We start from the raw sequence: 24080 nt of genomic DNA on the forward strand, positions 1-24080 counted from the left end.
TAAATTTACTACCTTATCAAAGTAACATCCCCCTTAATTAAAAATCTTTGCCCTGCCGCATTTTCCCAATTAATTAAATAAATATATACATTAGGTAGACATGGATGGTTATTGACCATCCCATCCCACCATTACAATTGGATCCCATACCATTAGGATGTGATTTACAGGAGTAGACTTGTTGACCCCATCTCTCGAACAATTGTATAGAAATTATTTTACTTCTGGAATCTGAGAATGTTATATTCCAAGTGTCATTTTTGGAATCTGCATTCGGTGAGAAAATATTTGGAATATATATTTCGGAAGTTTGATTCTTGACACGAATAAATATAGAATCTATTGCTGTACACCCATTACCATCACTTACTTCAAGATAGTAGGTTCCATCATGAATAGCCGTTATTTCTGGATTTTGACATTCAGTGCAAGATAAATATTCTGATGGGAACCATCTGAATCTATTCACATTCATAGCATGTAAACCACTTAATGTATGAGTGCCTCCATAAATTAGTTCTAATGTATCATCAAGGTCTACATAAATATCTTCGTATGGAATGACTTTATAATGGATTAATGAATCGCATGAATGTATATTCGATTTATGAACAGTGAATTCGCTTGCTGTATTATACCATAATTGCTCAATCTGGACCGAGTCTCCAATACAGTAATAGAATGTAATCGTTGTGGGTTCAGGAATAGGATAGAGGTGTATTTCTGTCATATGGAATGAATCACAACCATATTGATTATTGAAATGAGTTATTATGATGGTTGAGTCATGATACCAAATATTATCAATCTGCATAGAATCCCCATTACAGATGTTATGTATAGTACGTGAAGCTGGAGAGATAGGATAATTAATGATGTTAATACTTACAATAGAATCGCAACCATTTTGACCTAACCGCTTAAATTGTAAAATAGTATCTTTTTTATACCAAATACCATTTACATAAATTGAATCTCCATAACAAATTGAAATTTCTTGTTTTGTCTCCTTAATAGGTAAAACCTTAATAGAAACTTGAATAGAGGTATCACAATTCTCAGGTCCAAAAAAATTCATTTTTAAAATAGTATCCCTTATAACAGCTGATAAAAGTATTGTGGAATCATTTGCACCTGAACTAGAAATCCAACTACCAGAATCATATATTAAAGTAGCTGACTCCCCCTGACAAACTAAAGTATCAATTTGAAGCCATCGGAAATCCGAAGGACAATGACATCTCCCAACATTAACGTGCATTGTATCGGATTTGTATCCGCAAGGTATTTCATAGGAAACAATAATTCGATAGATTCCCTCATGTTCAAAATTAGCCTTAAGTGTATCTCCATTTTCTAAAATGTTTCCACCATCAGGTAATGTCCACACAAGTTTTTCATGAGGACAAGGATCTGTCAAGTACCATTTTGATGTATCAGAGCGGCAAATCGAATTAGGTCCTCGCATATATGCTTTATAAGGCCACATTAACCCTGAAGGGTATTGAGGAGCTGCTAAGCCTGTTTGACTTCCCACATTAATATATCGAGGAATGAAACCACAATCAGGGTAAGGTTTATTAGGCTCTGGTATCAAATGAATATAATTTTGCCAAAAGCTAGTCATATACATCCTACCATCAGGTCCTAATACTGGGCTTCCTCGATTACCTAATTTAAAGGAGGAAAAATCAAATACCTTAAGGCTATTCATCATCGACACAGAATCTATCACGCTCAAATCAAATTGCCATAGAGAATTTGTTTTAACATATAAATACCGGTTATCAGGACTATACTCGCATGAATACACTGTATTTGTTAGCATACCACCAGGTAAAACAATAGTTATTTGGGTCAGAAAACTCACCTGCCCTGTAGCCGGATCAAAATTGTGAATTTCAATAAATTGAGGTTGGTCAGGATGACTAGATGTAATTTCAGTTAAAAGCCTCCCATCATGGCTAGGTTTTAGATAGCCAGCATTTGCCCAATAAGGAATACTTGCAGAATTAAAAAGATGTTCGAATCCTGATTTGCTAATCACAGGTGAGGGAGCAAGACCTAAATCGGTTAATAGCCAGGCATAGAAGGCATTTCCAGTTCCTTTCATGCCGATCACCCACCAGTCCTTTCCATTGCAATGCCTAATTGCAGTGATCTTTTCGGATGTGGTATCTAATAGAGTTACTCTTTGAACCAAACTCTTTGTTTTAATATTGTAAACTGAGTAATATAGATTTTCTGGGTCATTAAAAGATTTCAGAGCAGCATCCATATGAAAAACATAATACAAGCTGTCCTGCCCAGGCTTTGCCAATATCAGACTCATCGTTGTGGAAGTGTTACTTAACAATTCGGCAGCAGTAAACCTGATAGAATTACCTTGTCCATTATACACATGATGCCCTTCAGTATAAATTGCTAAGCTACCGTCAGGTTTACAATAGCTCGTATGTCCTTCATAAATATCCGCATTAAGACCGCCAATAATATTGGGTGTCCCATTAGACCAATCAATTCCATGTTTATCTCCTATTAGCCAGATATTCATTTCCTTACCTGTAGGGCAAGTATCAGAGCTGATAATTATTTGATTGTTGAAAACTAATGGTGTGGGTGTTAATTCATATTTAAATCCATATACCTTAAATGGAAAAATTAGCAAAATGATTAGCGTGGCTAAGTTTTGTAATGCTAAAAAGCTCAATTTCATAAAGTAGACTTCCTCATAAAAGTGGACAGAAAGTTAAGTTAAAAACCAGAATCCAAAGAAATTAATTAGGTATTCATTGGACACAATGAACATGCAATATACAGAGGATTAAATTGCGAAGTATTCTTTAGAGGAAAAGACATAAAATAGATGAAAAATAATGGTTAAAATAATTTTAATTTTGAATGGGATTACCATATATGGTTCAGTTATTTTGGTAATTCTTAATAAATTTACTACCTTATCAAAGTAACATCCCCCTTAATTAAAAATCTTTGCCCTGCCGCATTTTCCCAATTAATTAAATAAATATATACATTAGGTAGACATGGATGGTTATTGACCATCCCATCCCACCCATTACAATTGGATCCCATACCATTAGGATGTGATTTACAGGAGTAGACTTGTTGACCCCATCTCTCGAACAATTGTATAGAAATTATTTTACTTCTGGAATCTGAGAATGTTATATTCCAAGTGTCATTTTTGGAATCTGCATTCGGTGAGAAAATATTTGGAATATATATTTCGGAAGTTTGATTCTTGACACGAATAAATATAGAATCTATTGCTGTACACCCATTACCATCACTTACTTCAAGAGAGTATGTTCCATCATGAATAGCCGTTATTTCTGGATTTTGACATTCAGTGCAAGATAAATATTCTGATGGGAACCATCTGAATCTATTCACATTCATAGCATGTAAACCACTTAATGTATGAGTGCCTCCATAAATTAGTTCTAATGTATCATCAAGGTCTACATAAATATCTTCGTATGGAATGACTTTATAATGGATTAATGAATCGCATGAATGTATATTCGATTTATGAACAGTGAATTCGCTTGCTGTAGTATACCATAATTGCTCAATCTGGACCGAGTCTCCAATACAGTAATAGAATGTAATCGTTGTGGGTTCAGGAATAGGATAGAGGTGTATTTCTGTCATATGGAATGAATCACAACCATATTGATTATTGAAATGAGTTATTATGATGGTTGAGTCATGATACCAAATATTATCAATCTGAATAGAATCCCCATTACAGATGTTATGTATAGTACGTGAAGCTGGAGAGATAGGATAATTAATGATGTTAATACTTACAATAGAATCACAACCATATTGACTCGAATATTTGCTCAGAAATGAAGTATCATGCAAATAATAAGTTCCTTGGTAGAATACCGAATCCTTGATACACTTGTTTAAGTTTAAGGTCTCATGAAATGATGGAAATACGGCTACATTATAAACATAAATAGAATCACATCCTTCTTGGTTATTCCAAATAATAGTATCACTTTCATTTGAAGTTATCCATTTTCCTCCATTTGGATTGAATATCCATACTGAATCTCCTTCACAGATCTTAAGGTTTGTTGTAAATGATTCAGACTGTTTAGTTTTTAATGAAATTAATACAACAGAATCACATCCTAGTTTATTAGATAATAATATTCTTAGTTCATCATCTTGGTGGTACCATTGGTTCTGGATGTATACAGAGTCACCTTGGCAGAATTCCAGTACTGTGTGACTACTGTCGATAGGAATCACACGAATTTTGACATTGATTAAAGTATCACAAGCGTCTGGATAAGTCAGATAGATCTTTAACAATGTATCTTTCTGAAGGTCAGGTATCGTTACTAATGGATTAGGCAGAAGAATACCATTTATAAGATAGGAACTTGCATTCGTCTTAAATGATATCGTGGATGTATTACCCACACACACCAGTGTATCAGCTTGTGTCAGACTAAATTGGTGGGCGCAATGACAGCGATTAACCTGTACTCTATGGGTATCAGATTTAAAACCACAACGAATCGGATATGCTGCTATGACTCTATACATGCCAGTGTCAAGAAACATCACAGCTAGGCTATCTCCTGACTTGTTTACAATATTTCCACCATCAGGCAGCATCCATTCTGTCACATGAGGACAAGCCTCTTTCACAAGGAAATGAGCCAGACTATCCTTACATATTATTTTCTTTCCTTGAACTACAGCCCTATAAGGTCTTTCTAAACCTACTGCAAAATTTGGTGCACTTAGACCTGACTTACCTCCCAGATAGAAGTCATTAAGCTTAAGTTCACAAGCCTGACCATACTCATTGGGCTGATGTATGACATGTAGTGTCTTAAAAAACTTCATGAATGTGGTAATATAGATTCTATCATCTCTGCCTAGAACGGGTCCTCCCACACCAAAACCCAATTGGTGAATTATTCTGTTAATTCGTTTTCTCACAACAGATGAATCAGGATCCAGAAGGTCCACTTGAAATATTACATCAAATGTATCTGCACTAGTAAGATAAACTTTGGAGTCATCGGCTGAAAATGCAGCACCTGTAAGTTCTTTTCTATTTTTAGCTGTTGTAATTGTATCAAATAAATCATACCCGTTTGAGATTATGCCTGTACTTGGATCGAATTGATGCAATTCTACCTGACTTGGATGTCCCAAAGTACATTCAATAAGGTATTCACCAGAATTGGATATGGCTAATTCACCTGTTTTGTACTGTTCATTTGATATATTATGTATATTCCCAGATATAGATGTTACTATTTGATTGAATTGAATACCGCTGGTGTCTAATAGGAATGAATAAAAGACCTCTGTTACTGCATTCTGACATATAATCCACCAATCACGTCCATTACAATGTTTAACTGCCAGCACTTGTTCGGAACTGGAATCTATGAGTACCTGTTCTGGAGTCACTACTGCGCCAAGTCCACTATCCTGACTCATATCTATCTGGACATATCTCAATTTATAAGGTGGTGCACCAAGGGTGGGATAATTATCTGGTGAGAAGAAATAATATAAGGAATCACTACCGGGCTGAGGCACGATAGCGCACATGACTGAAGATGGATTAGAGAATCGAGGACACCCCGCCATGATCTGATGATTCCGATTATAGATGTAATCATTATCTGAATAGAAGAGTAGATTGCCCTGTTTATCACAGATGCTCGAATGCCCTTCTCCAATACCTAAGGCACTGTAGAAGAATGAATCTGGCTGAGGTGTTCCAGAACGCCAATCTATCCCATGAGTACCCATATACCAGATCGACGTCTCTAATCCAGTAGGACAAGTATCAGAGCTGATAATTATTTGATTGTTGAAAACTAATGGTGTGGGTGTTAATTCATATTTAAATCCATATACCTTAAATGGAAAAATTAGCAAAATGATTAGCGTGGCTAAGTTTTGTAATGCTAAAAAGCTCAATTTCATAAAGTAGACTTCCTCATAAAAGTGGACAGAAAGTTAAGTTAAAAACCAGAATCCAAAGAAATTAATTAGGTATTCATTGGACACAATGAACATGCAATATACAGAGGAATAAATTGCGAAGTATTCTTTAGAGGAAAAGATATAAAATAGATGAAAAATAATGGTTAAAATATTTTTATTTTGAATGGGATTACCATATATGGTTCAGTTAGTTTGGTAATTCTTAATAAATTTACTACCTTATCAAAGTAACATCCCCCTTAATTAAAAATCTTTGCCCTGCCGCATTTTCCCAATGAATTAAATAAATATATACATTAGGTAGACATGGATGGTTATTGACCATCCCATCCCAACCATTACAATTGGATCCCATACCATTAGGATATGATTTACAGGAGTAGACTTGTTGACCCCATCTCTCGAACAATTGTATAGAAATTATTTTACTTCTGGAATCTGAGAATGTTATATTCCAAGTGTCATTTTTGGAATCTGCATTCGGTGAGAAAATATTTGGAATATATATTTCGGAAGTTTGATTCTTGACACGAATAAATATAGAATCTATTGCTGTACACCCATTACCATCACTTACTTCAAGATAGTAGGTTCCATCATGAATAGCCGATATTTCTGGATTTTGACATTCAGTGCAAGATAAATATTCTGATGGGAACCATCTGAATCTATTCACATTCATAGCATGTAAACCACTTAATGTATGAGTGCCTCCATAAATTAGTTCTAATGTATCATCAAGGTCTACATAAATATCTTCGTATGGAATGACTTTATAATGGATTAATGAATCGCATGAATGTATATTCGATTTATGAACAGTGAATTCGCTTGCTGTATTATACCATAATTGCTCAATCTGGACCGAGTCTCCAATACAGTAATAGAATGTAATCGTTGTGGGTTCAGGAATAGGATAGAGGTGTATTTCTGTCATATGGAATGAATCACAACCATATTGATTATTGAAATGAGTTATTATGATGGTTGAGTCATGATACCAAATATTATCAATCTGAATAGAATCCCCATTACAGATGTTATGTATAGTACGTGAAGCTGGAGAGATAGGATAATTAATGATGTTAATACTTACAATAGAATCACAACCATATTGACTCGAATATTTGCTCAGAAATGAAGTATCATGCAAATAATAAGTTCCTTGGTAGAATACCGAATCCTTGATACACTTGTTTAAGTTTAAGGTCTCATGAAATGATGGAAATACGGCTACATTATAAACATAAATAGAATCACATCCTTCTTGGTTATTCCAAATAATAGTATCACTTTCATTTGAAGTTATCCATTTTTCTCCATTTGGAGTGAATATCCATACTGAATCTCCTTCACAGATCTTAAGGTTTGTTGTAAATGATTCAGACCGTTTAGTTTTTAATGAAATTAATGCAACAGAATCACATCCTAGTTGATTAGATGATAATATTCTTAGTTCATCATCTTGGTGGTACCATTGGTTCTGGATGTATACAGAGTCACCTTGGCAGAATTCCAGTACTGTGTAACTACTGTCGATAGGAATCACACGAATTTTGACATTGATTAAAGTATCACAAGCGTCTGGATAAGTCAGATAGATCTTTAACAATGTATCTTTCTTAAGGTCTGTTATCGTTACTAATGGATTAGGAAGTACAATACCATCTATAAGATAGGAACTTGCATTCGTGTTAAATGATATCGTGGATGTACTCCCCACACACACCAAAGTATCAGCTTGTGTAAGACTAAATTGGTGGGCGCAATGACATCGATTAACCTGAACCCTATGGGTATCAGACTTAAATCCACAACGAATCGGATATGCTGCTATGACTCTATACATGCCAGTGTCAAGAAACATCACAGCTAGGCTATCTCCTGACTTGTTTACAATATTTCCACCATCAGGCAGCATCCATTCTGTCACATGAGGACAAGCCTCTTTCACAAGGAAATGAGCCAGACTATCCTTACATATTATTTTCTTTCCTTGAACTACAGCCCTATAAGGTCTTTCTAAACCTACTGCAAAATTTGGTGCACTTAGACCTGACTTACCTCCCAGATAGAAGTCATTAAGCTTAAGTTCACAGGCCTGACCATACTCATTGGGCTGATGGATTACATGCAGTGTCTTAAAAAATTTCATGAATGTGGTTATATAGATTCTATCATCTCTGCCTAGAACGGGTCCTCCCACACCAAAACCCAATTGGTGAATTATTCTGTTAATTCGTTTTCTCACAACAGATGAATCAGGATCCAGAAGGTCCACTTGAAATATTACATCAAATGTATCTGCACTAGTAAGATAAACTTTGGAGTCATCGGCTGAAAAGGCAGCACCTGTAAGTTCTTTTCTATTTTTAGCTGTTGTAATCGTATCAAACAGGTCATACCCATTTGAAATAATTCCTGTACTAGGATCAAACTGATGTAATTCTACTTGGCTAGGAAGAACTGAACCTAATGTACATTCTATAATATATTCACTGGAATTAGAAACACTTAATTGTCCACTTTTTGTCAAATTATGATCAATGTTGTGTATCTTCCCTGAGATAGATGTAACTTTTTGATTGAGTTGAATACCACTGGTGTCTAATAAGAATGAATAAAAGACTTCTGATGCTGCATTCTGACATATAATCCACCAATCACGTCCATTACAATGTTTAACTACCAGCACTTGTTCTGAACTGGAATCTATGAGTACCTGTTCAGGGGTCACTACTTCGCCAAATCCATTATCCTGACTCATATCTATCTGGACATATCTTAATTTATAAGGAGGGGCACTTGTAGTTGGGTCTTGATCTGGGGTGAGAAGAAATAATATAAGGAATCACTACCGGGCTGAGGGACAATAGCGCACATGACTGAAGATGGATTTGAGAATCTGGGACACCCCGCCATGATCTGATGATTCCGATTATAGATGTAATCATTATCTGAATAGAAGAGTAGATTGCCCTGCTTATCACAAATGCTGGAATGCCCTTCTCCTATACCTAACGCACTATAGAAAAATGAATCCGGCTGAGGTGTTCCAGAACGCCAATCTATCCCATGAGTACCCATATACCAGATCGAAGTCTCTAATCCAGTAGGACAAGTATCAGAGCTGATAATTATTTGATTGTTGAAAACTAATGGTGTGGGTGTTAATTCATATTTAAATCCATATACCTTAAATGGAAAAATTAGCAAAATGATTAGCGTGGCTAAGTTTTGTAATGCTAAAAAGCTCAATTTCATAAAGTAGACTTCCTCATAAAAGTGGACAGAAAGTTAAGTTAAAAACCAGAATCCAAAGAAATTAATTAGGTATTCATTGGACACAATGAACATGCAATATACAGAGGAATAAATTGCGAAGTATTCTTTAGAGGAAAAGATATAAAATAGATGAAAAATAATGGTTAAAATATTTTGTCAATTCAAAATAGATCCCGTTTAACCAAATCAATCCATAGGTAAGGCTTAGAGATATTTTAAGCCACATAAACGATCATCCCATTAATCGTACCTCGGAATTGCTACCTCAAAATTGAAAGCCGGAAATCACATAGGTGTTTATGGGGCGGATACAAAGGATTTACATTCCATTTGTAAGAGGAATGCAAAAGGCATATTTACTAAGCTGTGCAGATTATTTAGACTTATGGTTTATGCTTGATAAATTTTCTGACAAAATGATTGTCATTAATCCAAACATCTGCGACATACACACCATCAGGAAATGCCGCCAGCGATGGAATTGGAAGACTGTGCGTTCCTACGGCTAGATTTTCGATATCTAGTACAGATCCAAAATGTTGGCCATGAACATTTGTTAACGATACAGTTACTTTAGAATTTTCCGTCAGCGTAAAAACAATATTTGCGTTTTCACTAAATGGATTTGGATAAAGGTAAAAACCTGCAGAAGATAAAACTGGTTCATGGTTACCTGTTGTAACAGCTGAAAACTTCAAAATTCTTGAAGAAAATTTATGTTCACCTATCCAGAGTTGATTGTTCTGATAGAGTAATGAACCGGGCATAAACAAACGGTTCGTACCTATTGCAGGCTTGTTGTTAGATGAATTAGAAGTTTGTCCTAAAATGATCATTTTTGATGTAATGGGCGCTTGGTTGATGTCATCCCAGATCAGTACATCATTAAAACTTTGATTTGCAATAGCTAAAGTTCCATGGTAAGTGATGGCCTCGGACGGCAGATTGAGTAAGCCTTGTTGGATGATTGTTTTCCAGGGAGAAAGGTTCCCATTTTCCAAATCCGATTTTTTGTAAATGAAAATTGTTGCAGGTGATTGTTGGGTGACACAGAAGTAAGTTCCGTCTGAGGATAAACGGTTGAGCTGAACATTTCCAAAGTTTAAAGTGTACACCGGGTTTGTAGAATTATTATCGGGAATTCCTTTCCAGATATAAACCATTCCAGCTTTATCCGCCAAATAAAAAAATTTATCATCCAGGGCGACTCCTTTTAAATCGTTAAAAGATGCGCTGCCTATTTTTCCATTGTACATGGTGGATGGATTGAGATCCAGTTTATTTGCATCATTCCAGATACAAACTGTATTTCTGCCTGCTGCAACAAATGTATTGTTGTGTAATGCGTTGTCCCAGGCAGCAAGATTATACTTTGCTGTAGAAATGATCTGATCTGCTTTTTCTCCGGATATTTTTGGGAATTTATTAAAAATGTAAATCCGTTTGTAGTAGTCTGATGTAATGATGAGTCGGGTTCCATCGCTTGACATGGCAGGATTCTGGATGTATCCGATGGAATCCAGGGTGTTGTTGTGGTAATCATGTACACCTACAGCGAACAATGGGTTGGTGTGGATCTGATCTGGTGGTGAATCATAAACCAAAATGTTGTTGCCATTGTAATTACAAATATAAATATTCCCATTAGCTTCCACCACATCTACGCCATCACCATTATCATAAAAAGTTGGCGAAGCAATTAAATCCGGATTTTGTGATGCGCTGGTGGGTATGCTGTTCCAGGTATAAATTCTGCTCAATCCGGAAGCGATTAATTTTCCATCCGATAGTTTAGTTCCTTTGATCCATTCGTCTCTGTAGAAATCATATTTTTGATTGGACGAAATTGGGTATGAGTTCCAAAAGAAAGTTCCCGGATTTCCATGGACTCTGGCATTGTGGTCTCCAACAAAGAAATATTGAGCGCCATCTGTGGATATATTTCTGGGCGTACCAAAATCAGGGTTGGTAATGGTGTAATCTGGTTTTTGGTTATCTGTGATGGGGAAAGTATTCCAAAACAAAATGGTTGCTCCCTGAGTGGCCACAGCAGCGAGGCGGATGCCATCTGTCCAGATCCCCCAGGGCCATTCCCATTTTTGTGGGGTGTTACCAGGCCATATGGAAGGTAGGTGGATGGAGATATCGGCAGGTTGACCATTTTGAATGGGAAAATTATTCCACAACAGAAGACTGTCATTGTTTGAATCGGCGATCGCTAATTTGCCGGATGGAGATACCGATACATTTCCGGGCCAATTTAAACTGCTCTTTGTGATGCCGGGATTATTGTCTGTAAAATTTTGTTGCCCAAGGACCAGATCAGGTGGCGCATCCCATGAAGTAGGGGCCTTGAGCCAAATGAGAATGCGGTTGTTAAAGCGATCACACATCAATAAATTACTTCCGTTACTGGCCAGGCCATTGGGATGATTGAAGGAAAAAGCACCGCCGGTATGGTTAAAGTCTATTCCGGAAATCATGAGGTCTGCATTCTGGTCTGTCGTAAATCCAGATTGTGTCAGGCCGAGAGTCCAATGCATTACGCAAAGAATTGCTGTAAAAAATGATTTGGCCATGTTTTTAAAATACATAAATCAATTATATCTGAAATTTGCAATGAGTTTATTTAAGAATTCTATATAAAATTAATCGTTTAGTTCCTTGATGAATTTATCCATGGATTGCAGCCCAACATATTTTTACATTTAGAGATAAAAGTATTTATTTTAGATCTTGTACTTGATTTGTAGGTATAAAATTAAGTTCTGGAGAGAAATATTAAAATGTGATGTTACAGTAAGTAACCCAAAACACTTCTACAGTGGAAGAAATGTTTTTCCCACAACAATTATAAAACTTCAATCATCCAGTGGAGAAAGTCAAGCTCACAAAAATTTAAGCCATAGTTTTGGGCATGGCCCCTATTACCCATGTGCCGCCCACGTAAGCCAGGCATAAAAATTTAAGCTTAATCAAATTTTCATTTGAACTTTAGATTGCATTATAATAAAGGGTAAACAGCTAACCTTGGAATAATAAATTAGTGCCATTTGTTTATGCAAGAGACTCAAATTGATTTCTTCAATTTTACTTACTTCAATTTCCGTTTCAAGAGTATTCCAAGTCCTAAATTAAACAAATAAGTTAGTTGTCCAAGAACAAATATCCATGTTAAGATTTGTATAAGGACACCTATGGATTCATGCCTTTCGTTGCTGAAGGTGGAAGGATGGATGCCTATGTATAAAATGGGCAATATCAGCAAAATGGTGATCACGGTTGTGATAACGTGTATCCGCGTATAGGTGATTGAGTATAGGAAATTCCTTGATGCTAGATACAAGAGCCATGAAAAGATCAGAAAAAATGGAAGGGCCCAGATCATATTTTCCAAAGGCCGGCCAAACATTTGCATATCCTGAAAATTCATATTAGATAAGGGTTTTATTGCAAATGTCAGCAATAGAATAATTGTAGTAAACAACAATAGATGGAATGGATTTTCTTTAAAATTAAGAGAGATATTCATAACTTAAATTTTTAGATTTTGGTAAAGATTAATTTTACCGGTTTGACCCTCTCAGGTAATTTGAACGGCATAGGACTTATTCATTAAAGTAAACCGAAGGAATTTGATTAGCGTGCTAAAATATGAAATATTTTATAAAACGCTTCTAACATTGATTTTATTTTAAATCTCTAAGGATGTTGATGGGGTTATACCACTGTTCATTGTATCTAATGGCCAATGGCATATTTGGATTATAAATAATCATCATCTGAGAATTATATTTTCTTTATCCATCGGGTTTGAACATTTAAATTAGGACCACAAATTATTATGGAAAGTATGTCTTTTAAAAGAGAATAATTTCTAAAACTTGAGTTTTGCAAGGTGTAAACCTTTACCTGAGTAAGCACAAGTAATTCCTTTCTTTTCAGAAGGAAATAAGCCAAATAATAAATTTATATTTTCTTGTGGATTTATTTTTTACAGGACAATTATAAATTCCTTTGAGTCGATTTAAAAGGTTAAACCTTTTTTGTATTCCTGCTTGCACTACAGCTGCAAAGCAAGTCCCACCTTTATAAATATTTCTTGTTTCAACCAGGAAGCTGGTGAGTGATTTATTAGTAATTATTGGTGAAAATAAAATTACTATTTGAAATCATCCGCATTGAATTAATTTTCTTATAATATGAATTTATTTTCCAATTCCACAATTCAAGGGATGTTGTTCAATTATTAAATTTTTTGGGTTTATCTATTTTTTATATTTTAGCGTTGCCAATTATTTCCTTAATAAAAAATTGCATTGGCCAATTAAATGAATATTCAAAGCCAGAAAAAATTTAACCATGCCTAAAAAGACTTTGTCGGCTAAGGAATCTCAAGATTTATTTGCCACCCTCAAGTCCCGATTTGAAAAAAATAGTTCACGACATAAGGGACTAATCTGGTCAGAGGTCCAGACCAGACTGGAAGCAGCTGGACAAAAATTATGGTCACTCAACGAGATGGAGAGAACAGGTGGCGAACCTGATGTAGTTGGTCAGGATAAAAAGACCGGTGAATTCATTTTTTACGATTGTTCCCCGGAGAGTCCAAAGGGCAGAAGAAGTTTGTGTTATGATACAGAAGCCTTGTTGGCCAGAAAAGAATTTCCTCCGGAAAACAGTGCCCTCGGTATGGCAGAGGAAATGGGTATAGAAATACTGACAGAAGAACAATACCGAAATTTACAAAAGCTGGGTCATTTTGATGCAAAGACCTCGTCCTGGTTGCTTACCCCTGCGGACATTAGAAAGCATGGTGGAGCGATATTTGGCGATTACCGCTATGGGAATGTATTTGTGTACCACAACGGAGTTCAATCTTACTATGCAGCAAGAGGGTTTAGAGGTGTCATTAAAATTTGAGGCTTGGAAGGATATTTATTATTTTAACTTAAATATTATTGATATAAAATTAGAAGCAAACTATTGACGTATGAAAAGTAAAATTTTAAACCTGTTGTTGATCCTGACCTCATTTGTAGGATATTTGGAATGGGGTGGACACAATCAAATTTTATTGTTTCAGGCAGAAGGGGAGATTATATCCAAACTTTTTAGTGATCCTGCCTCCGTTATGCATCCGTTCACATTATTGCCCATGATCGGGCAGATCATTTTATTGGTCACCCTTTTTCAAGATAAACCTAATAAAATCATGACCTATATCGGCATATCTTGTCTGGGATTATTATTGGGTTTTATGTTGGTGATCGGCTTGATGAGCTTTAATTATAAAATTATTTTATCCACACTTCCTTTTCTTATTGTGGCCATGATTACCATATTGCATTACAAAAATTTAAAAAATCAGAGCAAGCTGTTATAAAGCTAATTTAAATTTTAGCAAGCTAATTTTTTTTTATTAATTAAATTGAACTTTTTGCATTTATGAATTTATGTCCATTTTAATTTCTCATTTGACCATTTAGAAATGATCAAATTTTTAAAAATGTCCTCTGGTTTGAATACACAATCAACGGCTAACCATACCAATTAATATGATTCACAATAATCCGGCTTTTGATTACGATAGTTTTGGACATCATTATTCCGGACATCGACGGACAGACCCAAGAATTGCCGCTTATGTAGATAAAGCGCTTGAGGATGTGGATACTGTTTTGAATGTTGGCGCAGGTGCAGGATCTTATGAACCTGAGGATAAATATGTAGTAGCCGTAGAGCCTTCGGAGGTCATGCGAGCCCAAAGGAATCTAAATGGAAAGGTCCCTGCGATAAATGCCAAGGCAGACCATTTGCCATTTGATGATCATTCATTTGATGCTGTAATGGCCATGGTTACCGTGCACCACTGGCCGGATGTGCAAAAGGGCTTAAGAGAATTACGCAGGGTTTCCAAAAAAAAGTAGTCATCATGACTTTTGACCCGGATGAATTGGACCAATTTTGGAACGCACATTATTTTCCGGAACTTATAGCGGTGGAAAAAGCACGCTATCCGGCGATTGATTTTATTCAGAACTCCTTAGGAGGAAGAGTTGAAGTAATTCCAATTCCTATACCGTTGGATTGCGAAGATGGATTTCAGGAAGCATTTTATGGACGACCTGAGGCGTTTTTGGATAAGGAGGTTAGATTGTCACAATCTGCCTGGGGATTCTTGCCCCAGGGACTGGAAGAGAAATTAGTAGCGCGGTTAAAAAGTGATTTGGATTCAGGGGAATGGGACAGGAAATTTGGCTCTTTTCGCAGCCAGTCAACATTTACCTGCGCCTTGCGTTTAATGGTTTTCTACCAACAGTTTTGAATAAAATGACTTTTAAAGTAAGCATAAAAACCACTTATAATTGTTCTCTGGAGAGGGCATTTAAAACCCCGATGTTATGTGATGTTTCTAAAGTGCACACGGGTTATGGATTCATGCCTAAGGTTACCCATTGTACTGAGGATGACAGTTGGGGAAAACCAGGTGGCAATAAAAAAGTATTTGCCGCTAAATCACTCGGCTTCAAGGGAGGAGAGGCCTCCATGGACAGGGTGCTGGAAAGAATAGAGAATCAATACTGGAAAATTGAGGTAAGCAACTTTAAATCATGGATGCTGGGCTTTTATAAGTTTGAAGGAGAATGGAAGACAACGCCCATATCTGAAGCAGAAATTCTGGTGGAATATACCTACACTTTATTTGCCGATCAGGTATTTTTGTATCCATTCAACTGGTTGTTTGCACAACTTTTTTGGCGCACCTACATGAAAAGAGTGTTGGAGAATGTACGTAAGATGATTGATAACAATGAGCCCTATTTATATCAATAGATAGCTCATTGGTTTTTTACAATCATGACGCTGGTGCTATACTTGCAGGATAAGAGTTAGGAAGATGATTTAGCACAAAATTAATGCATCTATAAGATTATTTCTGCTCATGAATTAATTAAAACTATTTTATCAAGTGAAAAAGGAATATCATTTTATAATATTAAATTTGCCATATGAGTAAAATTGGAAACATAACTAATGATCAAAGGAACTTGATTTTAGAGCTAATTAAAACACATGTTAAGCAAGAAAAAACTGCAGAGTTGGATGGGCCGTAAAAGAAATAATTGGAGAGGATGTGGAATATCATTTATTAGACAAGTTATCTTCAGATTTAATTGAAAGCACACGTTATACAAGAGACAAAGCAAATCCAAATTTTGAATATGATTGGAATATAAGAAAAAACCCAGACTTTTATTTATCAAGAATAAATTTAATTGCGTCAGTAATAAGTGTATTAGCAGCCATCGTTTCAGCTTACTATGCCTATAAAAATTAATTATAAAATAATTTATAAGCAAAATAGCATTTGTAATTCCAAAATAAATAAAATCTCAACACTCCCATAAATCCCAGAAATCCCAGTTCAGACGAGATCAATCAGCAAGTCGCAGACTTGCGCCAGCAAGGGGTTTTATTAATGATCGGGGGTTTCCAATAAAAGGGTCTTATTAATAATCGTGGCACAAGTCGGAGACTTGCGCCAACAAGAGGAATATCATTTTATAATATTAAATTTGCCATATGAGTAAAATTGGAAACATAACTAATGATCAAAGGAACTTGATTTTAGAGCTAATTAAAACACATGTTAAGCAAGAAAAAAACTGCAGAGTTGGATGGGCCGTAAAAGAAATAATTGGAGAGGATGTGGAATATCATTTATTAGACAAGTTATCTTCAGATTTAATTGAAAGCACACGTTATACAAGAGACAAAGCAAATCCAAATTTTGAATATGATTGGAATATAAGAAAAAACCCAGACTTTTATTTATCAAGAATAAATTTAATTGCGTCAGTAATAAGTGTATTAGCAGCCATCGTTTCAGCTTACTATGCCTATAAAAATTAATTATAAAATAATTTATAAGCAAAATAGCATTTGTAATTCCAAAATAAATAAAATCTCAACACTCCCATAAATCCCAGAAATCCCAGTTCAGACGAGATCAATCATGGCACAAGTCGCAGACTTGCGCCAGCAAGGGGTTTTATTAATGATCGGGGGTTTCCAATAAAAGGGTCTTATTAATAATCGTGGCACAAGTCGGAGACTTGCGCCAACAAGAGGTTCGTTAGATAAAATTTTGTCGATATGATTTTCATCAAAATGTAAAACTACCGAACCATTCACACCAGTAGTTGCCTGTAACAATAATTTAGTATTATCCGCACAAGTAAATAAAATTAATTCATCTGTCTGTCTTAAATATTCAAGCTCTTTACATTTATGGGATTTTACAAATTTTCTAACGATATCAAAACTATTTAAATCATCAAATATATCAGATGACACATCACAAAATATATCGATTTTAACTATTTTATTTTCCCATATGTGCATACCGCTGCCATCACTAAAATCATTTTTACATTCTGTAATTTTCAAAATAGGGATTTCACTTTCGATAGCATCTAATTCATTTTTTGAAATAAAATCAACACCTCCTATTTGTTCCTTTGGGTTCTGATTGATCAATGTTAAATTGCCTGGAAAGTATACCTCAAAACTTGAAATGGAACGGTCAAATGAAATGTATTGTGATTGATCGAGATATAATCTACTATAACTTGAATTAATCATTTGTTGCAATATAGAAATCGCCTCATTAGAAATTAAATGTTTAGTTGATATTACTTTCATTGCAATCGAACTTTAAATTTATGACCTCCTGGTAAAACAATTAAGATTGCTGGACCGTTAAATGAAGCATCTATATAGTGTGAAATCGCAACTCCATTACCCATATCTATACATAAAGCTGGCGGACATGGCATCCATGTCTTACCAAGTTTCAATGCCAAAAGATCAAAAAATTCATCTACTGATTTACCGCCTAAAAATACAGCAAACTGGCCAATATTACTGCTTCCCTTTTTTTTCCATTCCAAAACATCTGTCAAATTAAGCTCATCAATAGTTTCAAAAATAGTGCTAAATATGGTATTATGTAATATTCCCCATTGGCTTTACAAAAAGTTCATAAAGTTAATAATCCCTATTGAATTAAGTCCTAAGGAGTGTTAGCGCTTTTTATGACTTGATTGTACAGAATTAAAAAAATTCAAGAATTTGTACAAGCTTCCTTAGTTAATAATAATCACACTCTACTTCGCCCTCACAGAGCACTTTATATGTTTCAATTAAGTTTTCCTTAAAATAGATTACCAATATATCCAGATCTATATGGAATCCTGGTCTATTTCCTAAAATATAAGTCCAAATATCCTTACTTGCTCTGGTATCAGGTTCTCCCAAAATTTTCAATGTTTCCTCTTTGCTCAATCGATTTAATTTCTTTGTATATATTAGTGAATGAGTTTGTTTAAATCTAATATATGGTTCTGTTCTCCATCTTGTCATATCAAAACCTTTGTTTGGATACCAACTTATAATCAGAATCCATATGAAAAATGAAATTTTCTTAAGAAATTGGAACATCATGATAGATATAAAAAGGCTATAAAATGAGCATTTATCTTTGTTCTGAATGCTTTCCATAATTTAAAGATAATAAAATAAGAATTTAATGTAAGAACAATTAGGCTGAATGTAAATATTGGTTCTGAATACATAATTTATGCTATTTACAAATACATCCTGTACTAAATATTAAATGCTCTGATGGCAAATGAGGGTCCGCCATAATTTTAAAATCTCCTGAGTTTATGTAATTGCATAGCAAATTTGCTAATTCCGCTTCACTTAAACCTGGATTGTTTTCTGCAATTGAAATACCTAAATCGTTATTGAATAAATCCATAATTTTATCATTGGCACCATCTGGCAAATCACATTCATGTGCAACCCCAAATGCTCTTGCAACTGTTCCACCACAAACTGTGACCCTAGATATTTATGCCATCCAATAGGCATGCCTAAATGCATCACTGGAATCTTTAACAGAACTTTGGCCCCATTTATAAATTGTCATAATTGTAGCTTTCTCTATAGCTTTGTAAACCTCAATTGCACATTCCGGAAAATTGATTAATAAATCTAGCTCACAAATATTTAACCTATATATTGGATTTTTGTCTATATTAAATCCATTTTCAAGTATCTCCTTGAATTCCTCCCATTCCTCCTCCGTTAATCGATACATTTTTCTAATTGCATCTTCAAAGCAATTGTTAAAATCCTTAATTCCCGTATCAAAATAATCTTCACACACCTGTCTTAAACACCCCTCATCCACATACCAGGACACATGATTGTTCGGGATCTGAAGATCAGGGTAGTTTGTATTAAAATAACTTACAAAGGCTTCTTCAATTTCTTCACGTTTAAATATGCACTTGGTGTCAGCGCTTCCATTTGTATTTCCTCCTCCATAGGAAGGATTGTTGGGAGGGGGACCTCCTTTTCCTCCCCAATTAAATGTACCTCGATCACTCCAAATAGTTATTACAATCGTACCACTGCTCGATCCTCCACCGCCGGTACCGCCACCTCCGGAATTCCCGTCGTCATCTCTTTTCGCACAATTGATGCGGGGATGCCGACATGGGGTACAATTATTAGGACAAGGTTCTTCTCTACATATTGGGGTAGTGAGAGGAACAATCTTAATACATCCCGAGGATTCAAAATTACTTGAAGAGCCTCCGCCACTTCCATCAAAATCATCATCCTCTTCTGTTTCTATGCTCAGCACTTCAGGAAAATCCTGGTTCTCATCAATTTCATCTGCAATGTTTGACTCCGTGCCAATTAGAAAATACCCAAACTCATCTCCGTACCTGATTGCCTGAAAATAGTGTAATACCTGACCATCATTCCTGGCTATCGGAATTTTTATACAGATAACATGGTCGTTTTCATTTTTTAAAACACTTATGTAATGGATTAGAGGAAATCCATATTGATTGTAAAAAATAGTTTAAGTCGCCTTGTTGATTTTGACTGTTTACCTTTCTTATGTGATATAAACAAGTTTGAACAAATTCACTTATCTCAGTTTGACCAGTTGATGCTAATCCCTCTAACATCTGATTAGCATGATCAATTGTTTGTTCCTTTTGACAACTATAGAAAGAAACGTTTAAAAAGAAAAATAATAATAATACCCTGAATAGAGTGTCTGATTTTTTCATAATGTTAGGTGTTTACAATTAACTAAAAAAAACAGATTGCACAGTTGTGTTCCTTCACGTGCAACCTGATTACAAAAATACCTATCCTCTTTGTTTATACAATACCATAAAATTGGTATTTTACCTATTACAAAAATATACATACTTTATTTTGTAGAAATAAATCAAGACATGTCTTGAAATACAAATAATGATAGGGTAAATTTTTCAGACTTCTTAGAAGAATGAATCTTGAAATAATAGTCTCAGAATTATAGGACTTAAAGGAATTAGTCAGGATATTTATAGAAATATTTAAAAAGTAAATTATATCTCAACACTCCCATAAATCCCAGAAATCCCAGTTCAGACGAGATCAATCATGGCACAAGTCGCAGACTTGCGCCAGCAAGGGTATATCCTTTTTCTTTTTATGATTTTTGATTAGACAAAACCCATTTAAGCGTTTATCACAATAATTAAGGAAAATGGTTTGTTTTTTATGAATATTTGTATATTTGCTTTATGGATGATATAAATAAATATATTCAGATTGACGGCTTAATTCGCTTTGGAAAACCTTGTATCATCGGTACAAGGATTTCAATTGATGATATCCTAAAGTGGTTGTCCTCAGGTATGAGTTATGAAGAAATTGAAAGAGATTTCCCACAACTTAAAAGAGAGCATATTTTAGCAGCTTTAAGCTTTGCTGCAAACCGAGAAGCATCTCTCTGCTTGATGCATATATGAAAATATTATTGGATGCAAATATATCTTGGAGGATCAAAGAAAATTTGAAGGAATGGTTTGAGGATTGCATACATGTAGATAATTGTGGACTCAATGCTCCGGTTACAGATCAACAGATTTAGAATTTTGCTAAAGCAAATCAATTGGTTATTTTTATCAACGATTTAGATTTTATTAACTTAGGAAATTTATATGGCTTTCCTCCAAAATGTGTAATCCTTAGAACCGGTAACCAATCAACTTTATTTTTAGAAAGAGTAATTATATCGAAATTAAAAGAGATTAATGATTTTTATTCAAACGAAAGTGAAGGAGCATTAGAAATATATTAAATTCCTATAAAATTAAATCTCCCTGTTTTACAAATGTGTATTTTAATAGTCTGCGGCAATGTGTACCTATGATTCAATTATTGTCATTTACTTAGGTTATTAAAACTACTAGGCACAAGTCGGAGACTTTTGTCAACAAGGTTTTTTTTTAATAATCCTGATGCAAGGTGTAGATTTGCGCCAACAGGGCTATTCTCCTGATGCTTCATCCATACTGATCCGCCAATAATGCCTACCAGAATAAATATCTTTTTAAAATTCATCCAGTTGTAATACCCTCTGTCGGACCAATTTTCTATTTGATAAAAATATATAAAAACATATACCAGCAGAACAAAACTAAAAATACCAATGAATAACCAACAAAGCTTTGACATCAGTTAAGATAAGCCTGAAGACATTTTATGATTTTTTATTCAATAGACAAAGGGTTATTTCGGCTCTTAAAATTAAGAATCGATTAATAAAGTTTAGGATTTAATTACTTTTGGAGATTTGTTTTTTTAAACCTTGTTTGCAAATATAAATTAATTTTACTACTTGAATCTAAGTTACGAATACATACTTATTAAGTTTTTGTAATGACCAAAGAACAAATAATCCACTGGCTGCTTGAAGGCGATGTATCGATCCAATATCAGACCTATAGAGATCTTTTAGATCAGGACAAACCCAGGCTAAGAAATAAAATCAATTCTGAAGGATGGGGATTGAAATTTCTTTCCAAACGACACGAAAATGCATACTGGGGACAAAGTTTCTACCAACCCAAATGGATAAGCACACATTATACCTTATTGGATTTAAAAAATCTAAATATCTCCTCAACCAACAAGTTGATAAAAGAATCTGTTCAAAAAATATTTAATACAGAAAAAGGACCTGATGGAGGAATACGCCCTATCGGACAAAATCAAAAGTGCGATGTTTGCATCAATGGCATGGTATTGAATTATTCCACCTATTTTGGAATTAAAGAAGAACTTCTTTGTTCGGTGATAGATTTTCTATTAAATGAAAAAATGAAGGATGGTGGATTCAACTGTCGTTCCAATTCCACCGGTGCAATCCACAGCTCGTTGCATACTACGCTGTCCGTTCTGGAAGGCATTTTTGAATACCACAAGAATGGTTATACCTATAGACTTAATGAACTTTTAGAAGTGCAGCAGGAAGCGCACGAATTCATACTGATGCATAAATTATTCCGCTCAGACAAATCCGGAGAAATCATCAACCCCAACTTCCTGAAATTATATTACCCTAGTCGTTGGTATTATGACGTATTAAAGGCTTTGGATTACTTTCAGTATGCAAAAATTAAATACGACCACCGTATGGACGATGCCATTGAGTTTTTACAAAACAAAAAAACCAAAGAAGGTGTATGGAAACTTCCTTCAAAGCATCCGGGTCAGACTCATTTTGAAATGGAACAGGCCGGCAAGCCAAGCCGATGGAATACTTTAAGGGCATTGAGGGTATTGAAACATTTCAACATCCCAGATGTCTAAAATTTAATCTACACGCCATGCACAAATTCGGAATTCCGTTGGTAACACAATTTTGAATTTTAATTGAACCCTTACCAAAATTCTTCACAGATATTATTTCATTTCTGATGGTATTTTCCGCAGTCGCTGCAACTTAAAAGACTTCACTTTGCCAATCAAAATTAGGAAGCCTGAATTTTCGGATAAAACTTAACTTTGAAAAATATTTTCTCACGAACTTTCTCTTGACATGGAACAGAATGTGTATAAAAATTGCCAAAGTTGTGGCATGCCGCTTAAAAAATCACCTAATGGAGGTGGGACCAATTCAGATGGCTCCATCAGCCAAATGTATTGTGCCTATTGCTATGAAAACGGTCAGTTTAAACAACCGGACTGGACTGCAGCACAAATGCAGGAATTTTCCAAAGGAAAATTAAAAGAAATGGGCTTTCCGGGATTCCTTGCCGGATTCTTCACCATGGGAATTCCGAAATTGGCTCGTTGGAAAAAATAATGTCTTGAATGACCCTAGTTGATTTATTTCAGGACAAAGACAAGAAGACTAAAGAGAAGACGGAGACCATCAGCAAATGGTTATTGGATGGATCTTTAGCGACAGATGAGCTTTGCGTTTTTGCAGAAAATTCGAAGGATTCAGTAAAGGCTACTTGCATTGAAGCATTAGAATACGCCACTAAAATCAATCCCAATATCGCAGACGAAAATGTATTTTCTTTTGTTTCCAAAACCCTGACAGACACGGCACCCAGAGTGAAATGGGAAAGTGCGAAGGTCATTGGAAATACAGCGCACTTATTTCCTAAAAATTTAGCTATTGCCATTAAGAATCTTTTGATCAACTCCGGACACGATGGCACAGTTGTGCGATGGAGCGCGGCATTTGCCATTGGTGAAATATTAAAACTAAAAACAAAACATCAGTTGATGCTTCTTAAGGAAGTTGAAAAAATGGTCCACGAGGAGGAAAAGAACAGCATCCGTACGGTATACCTGGAGGCTATGAAAAAATGAACAAGTAAAAAATTCAGGGATAAGAT

General features: G+C 35.1%; 21 protein-coding genes and 2 pseudogenes. 11 read left to right on the forward strand and 12 right to left on the reverse strand.

Annotation, left to right across the window (positions count from 1 at the left end; translation table 11 throughout):
• Positions 1-73: 73 nt before the first annotated feature.
• The 5 genes from IPJ83_03680 to IPJ83_03700 form a co-directional block, all read right to left on the reverse strand.
• Complete coding sequence (locus tag IPJ83_03680; GenBank protein MBK7879648.1) at positions 74-2716, reverse strand: gliding motility-associated C-terminal domain-containing protein; 2643 nt, start codon at positions 2714-2716, stop codon at positions 74-76.
• A 236-nt stretch (positions 2717-2952) separates the two neighbouring features.
• The gene (locus IPJ83_03685) at positions 2953-5994 is read right to left on the reverse strand and encodes a gliding motility-associated C-terminal domain-containing protein (GenBank protein MBK7879649.1); all 3042 of its coding nucleotides are present in this window, start codon (positions 5992-5994) and stop codon (positions 2953-2955) included.
• 235 nt (positions 5995-6229) lie between these two features.
• Positions 6230-8782: a gliding motility-associated C-terminal domain-containing protein gene (locus IPJ83_03690; GenBank protein ID MBK7879650.1), complete on the reverse strand. Its 2553-nt coding sequence runs from the start codon at positions 8780-8782 to the stop codon at positions 6230-6232.
• A gap of 17 nt (positions 8783-8799) precedes the next feature.
• Entirely contained in the window at positions 8800-9279 is a 480-nt protein-coding gene (locus IPJ83_03695; GenBank protein ID MBK7879651.1) for a hypothetical protein, read from the reverse strand.
• A 404-nt stretch (positions 9280-9683) separates the two neighbouring features.
• Positions 9684-11879 carry a T9SS type A sorting domain-containing protein gene (locus tag IPJ83_03700; GenBank protein MBK7879652.1) on the reverse strand — a complete coding sequence of 732 codons (2196 nt, stop codon included), beginning with the start codon at positions 11877-11879 and terminating at the stop codon, positions 9684-9686.
• A gap of 1783 nt (positions 11880-13662) precedes the next feature.
• Between IPJ83_03700 and IPJ83_03705 the strand changes: the two genes are divergently transcribed.
• The 6 genes and pseudogenes from IPJ83_03705 (at position 13663) to IPJ83_03730 (ending at position 17217) form a co-directional block, all read left to right on the forward strand.
• Positions 13663-14223: a DUF4256 domain-containing protein gene (locus IPJ83_03705; protein MBK7879653.1), complete on the forward strand. Its 561-nt coding sequence runs from the start codon at positions 13663-13665 to the stop codon at positions 14221-14223.
• A 70-nt stretch (positions 14224-14293) separates the two neighbouring features.
• A complete protein-coding gene (locus IPJ83_03710) occupies positions 14294-14686 on the forward strand; it encodes a hypothetical protein (protein ID MBK7879654.1) in 393 nt (130 codons plus the stop codon).
• 172 nt (positions 14687-14858) lie between these two features.
• A pseudogene (locus IPJ83_03715) lies at positions 14859-15628 on the forward strand (class I SAM-dependent methyltransferase).
• 5 nt (positions 15629-15633) lie between these two features.
• Positions 15634-16137 (forward strand): hypothetical protein, encoded by a 504-nt coding sequence (locus IPJ83_03720; protein MBK7879655.1) that lies wholly within the window; start codon positions 15634-15636, stop codon positions 16135-16137.
• Positions 16138-16438: 301 nt separating this feature from the next.
• Positions 16439-16642: a hypothetical protein gene (locus IPJ83_03725; protein ID MBK7879656.1), complete on the forward strand. Its 204-nt coding sequence runs from the start codon at positions 16439-16441 to the stop codon at positions 16640-16642.
• Between the two features lie 245 nt (positions 16643-16887).
• On the forward strand, positions 16888-17217 hold the full coding sequence (locus tag IPJ83_03730) for a hypothetical protein (GenBank protein MBK7879657.1): 330 nt from the start codon (positions 16888-16890) through the stop codon (positions 17215-17217).
• Positions 17218-17304: 87 nt separating this feature from the next.
• Here IPJ83_03730 and IPJ83_03735 read toward each other — a convergent pair whose 3' ends face one another.
• From IPJ83_03735 to IPJ83_03760, 6 genes are all read right to left on the reverse strand, one after another.
• A complete protein-coding gene (locus tag IPJ83_03735) occupies positions 17305-18009 on the reverse strand; it encodes a hypothetical protein (protein ID MBK7879658.1) in 705 nt (234 codons plus the stop codon).
• Positions 18006-18257 carry a hypothetical protein gene (locus IPJ83_03740; protein ID MBK7879659.1) on the reverse strand — a complete coding sequence of 84 codons (252 nt, stop codon included), beginning with the start codon at positions 18255-18257 and terminating at the stop codon, positions 18006-18008. The genes IPJ83_03735 and IPJ83_03740 overlap by 4 nt, the downstream gene beginning before the upstream one ends.
• Before the next feature lie 199 nt (positions 18258-18456).
• A complete protein-coding gene (locus tag IPJ83_03745; protein MBK7879660.1) occupies positions 18457-18729 on the reverse strand; it encodes a hypothetical protein in 273 nt (90 codons plus the stop codon).
• A 220-nt stretch (positions 18730-18949) separates the two neighbouring features.
• Positions 18950-19129, reverse strand: coding sequence for a hypothetical protein (locus tag IPJ83_03750; protein ID MBK7879661.1), 180 nt, complete (start codon positions 19127-19129; stop codon positions 18950-18952).
• 93 nt (positions 19130-19222) lie between these two features.
• Positions 19223-20023, reverse strand: a complete 801-nt coding sequence (locus IPJ83_03755; protein MBK7879662.1) for a hypothetical protein — start codon at positions 20021-20023, stop codon at positions 19223-19225.
• A 163-nt stretch (positions 20024-20186) separates the two neighbouring features.
• Positions 20187-20462 (reverse strand): hypothetical protein, encoded by a 276-nt coding sequence (locus tag IPJ83_03760; GenBank protein ID MBK7879663.1) that lies wholly within the window; start codon positions 20460-20462, stop codon positions 20187-20189.
• Positions 20463-20966: 504 nt separating this feature from the next.
• On the opposite strand from IPJ83_03760, the gene IPJ83_03765 reads away from it, so the two are divergent.
• Positions 20967-21194 carry a DUF433 domain-containing protein gene (locus IPJ83_03765; protein MBK7879664.1) on the forward strand — a complete coding sequence of 76 codons (228 nt, stop codon included), beginning with the start codon at positions 20967-20969 and terminating at the stop codon, positions 21192-21194.
• Positions 21191-21526 (forward strand): annotated as a pseudogene (locus IPJ83_03770) (DUF5615 family PIN-like protein). The gene IPJ83_03765 and the pseudogene IPJ83_03770 overlap by 4 nt, the downstream one beginning before the upstream one ends.
• An 83-nt stretch (positions 21527-21609) precedes the next feature.
• Here IPJ83_03770 and IPJ83_03775 read toward each other — a convergent pair.
• Positions 21610-21903: a hypothetical protein gene (locus IPJ83_03775; protein MBK7879665.1), complete on the reverse strand. Its 294-nt coding sequence runs from the start codon at positions 21901-21903 to the stop codon at positions 21610-21612.
• A 204-nt stretch (positions 21904-22107) separates the two neighbouring features.
• On the opposite strand from IPJ83_03775, the gene IPJ83_03780 reads away from it, so the two are divergent.
• The 3 genes from IPJ83_03780 to IPJ83_03790 all read left to right on the forward strand — a co-directional run bounded on the left by IPJ83_03780 (position 22108) and on the right by IPJ83_03790 (position 24054).
• Positions 22108-23040: a hypothetical protein gene (locus IPJ83_03780; GenBank protein MBK7879666.1), complete on the forward strand. Its 933-nt coding sequence runs from the start codon at positions 22108-22110 to the stop codon at positions 23038-23040.
• Between the two features lie 229 nt (positions 23041-23269).
• Positions 23270-23536 carry a zinc ribbon domain-containing protein gene (locus IPJ83_03785; protein ID MBK7879667.1) on the forward strand — a complete coding sequence of 89 codons (267 nt, stop codon included), beginning with the start codon at positions 23270-23272 and terminating at the stop codon, positions 23534-23536.
• 8 nt (positions 23537-23544) lie between these two features.
• Positions 23545-24054 (forward strand): hypothetical protein, encoded by a 510-nt coding sequence (locus IPJ83_03790; GenBank protein MBK7879668.1) that lies wholly within the window; start codon positions 23545-23547, stop codon positions 24052-24054.
• Positions 24055-24080: the final 26 nt, after the last annotated feature.

The sequence above is a fragment of the Candidatus Vicinibacter proximus genome, assembly GCA_016713905.1.
Lineage (GTDB): Bacteria > Bacteroidota > Bacteroidia > Chitinophagales > Saprospiraceae > Vicinibacter > Vicinibacter proximus.

What these genes read in the sequence shown, in the direction of transcription:
- IPJ83_03785 (MBK7879667.1), top strand. Translation starts at nt 23,270, where the DNA reads ATGGAACAGAATGTGTATAAAAATTGCCAAAGTTGTGGCATGCCGCTT.
- IPJ83_03775 (MBK7879665.1), bottom strand. Translation starts at nt 21,903, where the DNA reads ATGTCAAAGCTTTGTTGGTTATTCATTGGTATTTTTAGTTTTGTTCTG.
- IPJ83_03780 (MBK7879666.1), top strand. Translation starts at nt 22,108, where the DNA reads ATGACCAAAGAACAAATAATCCACTGGCTGCTTGAAGGCGATGTATCG.
- IPJ83_03745 (MBK7879660.1), bottom strand. Translation starts at nt 18,729, where the DNA reads ATGACAAGATGGAGAACAGAACCATATATTAGATTTAAACAAACTCAT.
- IPJ83_03700 (MBK7879652.1), bottom strand. Translation starts at nt 11,879, where the DNA reads ATGGCCAAATCATTTTTTACAGCAATTCTTTGCGTAATGCATTGGACT.
- IPJ83_03790 (MBK7879668.1), top strand. Translation starts at nt 23,545, where the DNA reads ATGACCCTAGTTGATTTATTTCAGGACAAAGACAAGAAGACTAAAGAG.
- IPJ83_03735 (MBK7879658.1), bottom strand. Translation starts at nt 18,009, where the DNA reads ATGAAAGTAATATCAACTAAACATTTAATTTCTAATGAGGCGATTTCT.
- IPJ83_03750 (MBK7879661.1), bottom strand. Translation starts at nt 19,129, where the DNA reads ATGGATTTATTCAATAACGATTTAGGTATTTCAATTGCAGAAAACAAT.
- IPJ83_03760 (MBK7879663.1), bottom strand. Translation starts at nt 20,462, where the DNA reads ATGAAAAAATCAGACACTCTATTCAGGGTATTATTATTATTTTTCTTT.
- IPJ83_03710 (MBK7879654.1), top strand. Translation starts at nt 14,294, where the DNA reads ATGAAAAGTAAAATTTTAAACCTGTTGTTGATCCTGACCTCATTTGTA.
- IPJ83_03730 (MBK7879657.1), top strand. Translation starts at nt 16,888, where the DNA reads ATGAGTAAAATTGGAAACATAACTAATGATCAAAGGAACTTGATTTTA.
- IPJ83_03695 (MBK7879651.1), bottom strand. Translation starts at nt 9,279, where the DNA reads ATGAAATTGAGCTTTTTAGCATTACAAAACTTAGCCACGCTAATCATT.
- IPJ83_03680 (MBK7879648.1), bottom strand. Translation starts at nt 2,716, where the DNA reads ATGAAATTGAGCTTTTTAGCATTACAAAACTTAGCCACGCTAATCATT.
- IPJ83_03685 (MBK7879649.1), bottom strand. Translation starts at nt 5,994, where the DNA reads ATGAAATTGAGCTTTTTAGCATTACAAAACTTAGCCACGCTAATCATT.
- IPJ83_03705 (MBK7879653.1), top strand. Translation starts at nt 13,663, where the DNA reads ATGCCTAAAAAGACTTTGTCGGCTAAGGAATCTCAAGATTTATTTGCC.
- IPJ83_03690 (MBK7879650.1), bottom strand. Translation starts at nt 8,782, where the DNA reads ATGAGTCAGGATAATGGATTTGGCGAAGTAGTGACCCCTGAACAGGTA.
- IPJ83_03765 (MBK7879664.1), top strand. Translation starts at nt 20,967, where the DNA reads ATGGATGATATAAATAAATATATTCAGATTGACGGCTTAATTCGCTTT.
- IPJ83_03720 (MBK7879655.1), top strand. Translation starts at nt 15,634, where the DNA reads ATGACTTTTAAAGTAAGCATAAAAACCACTTATAATTGTTCTCTGGAG.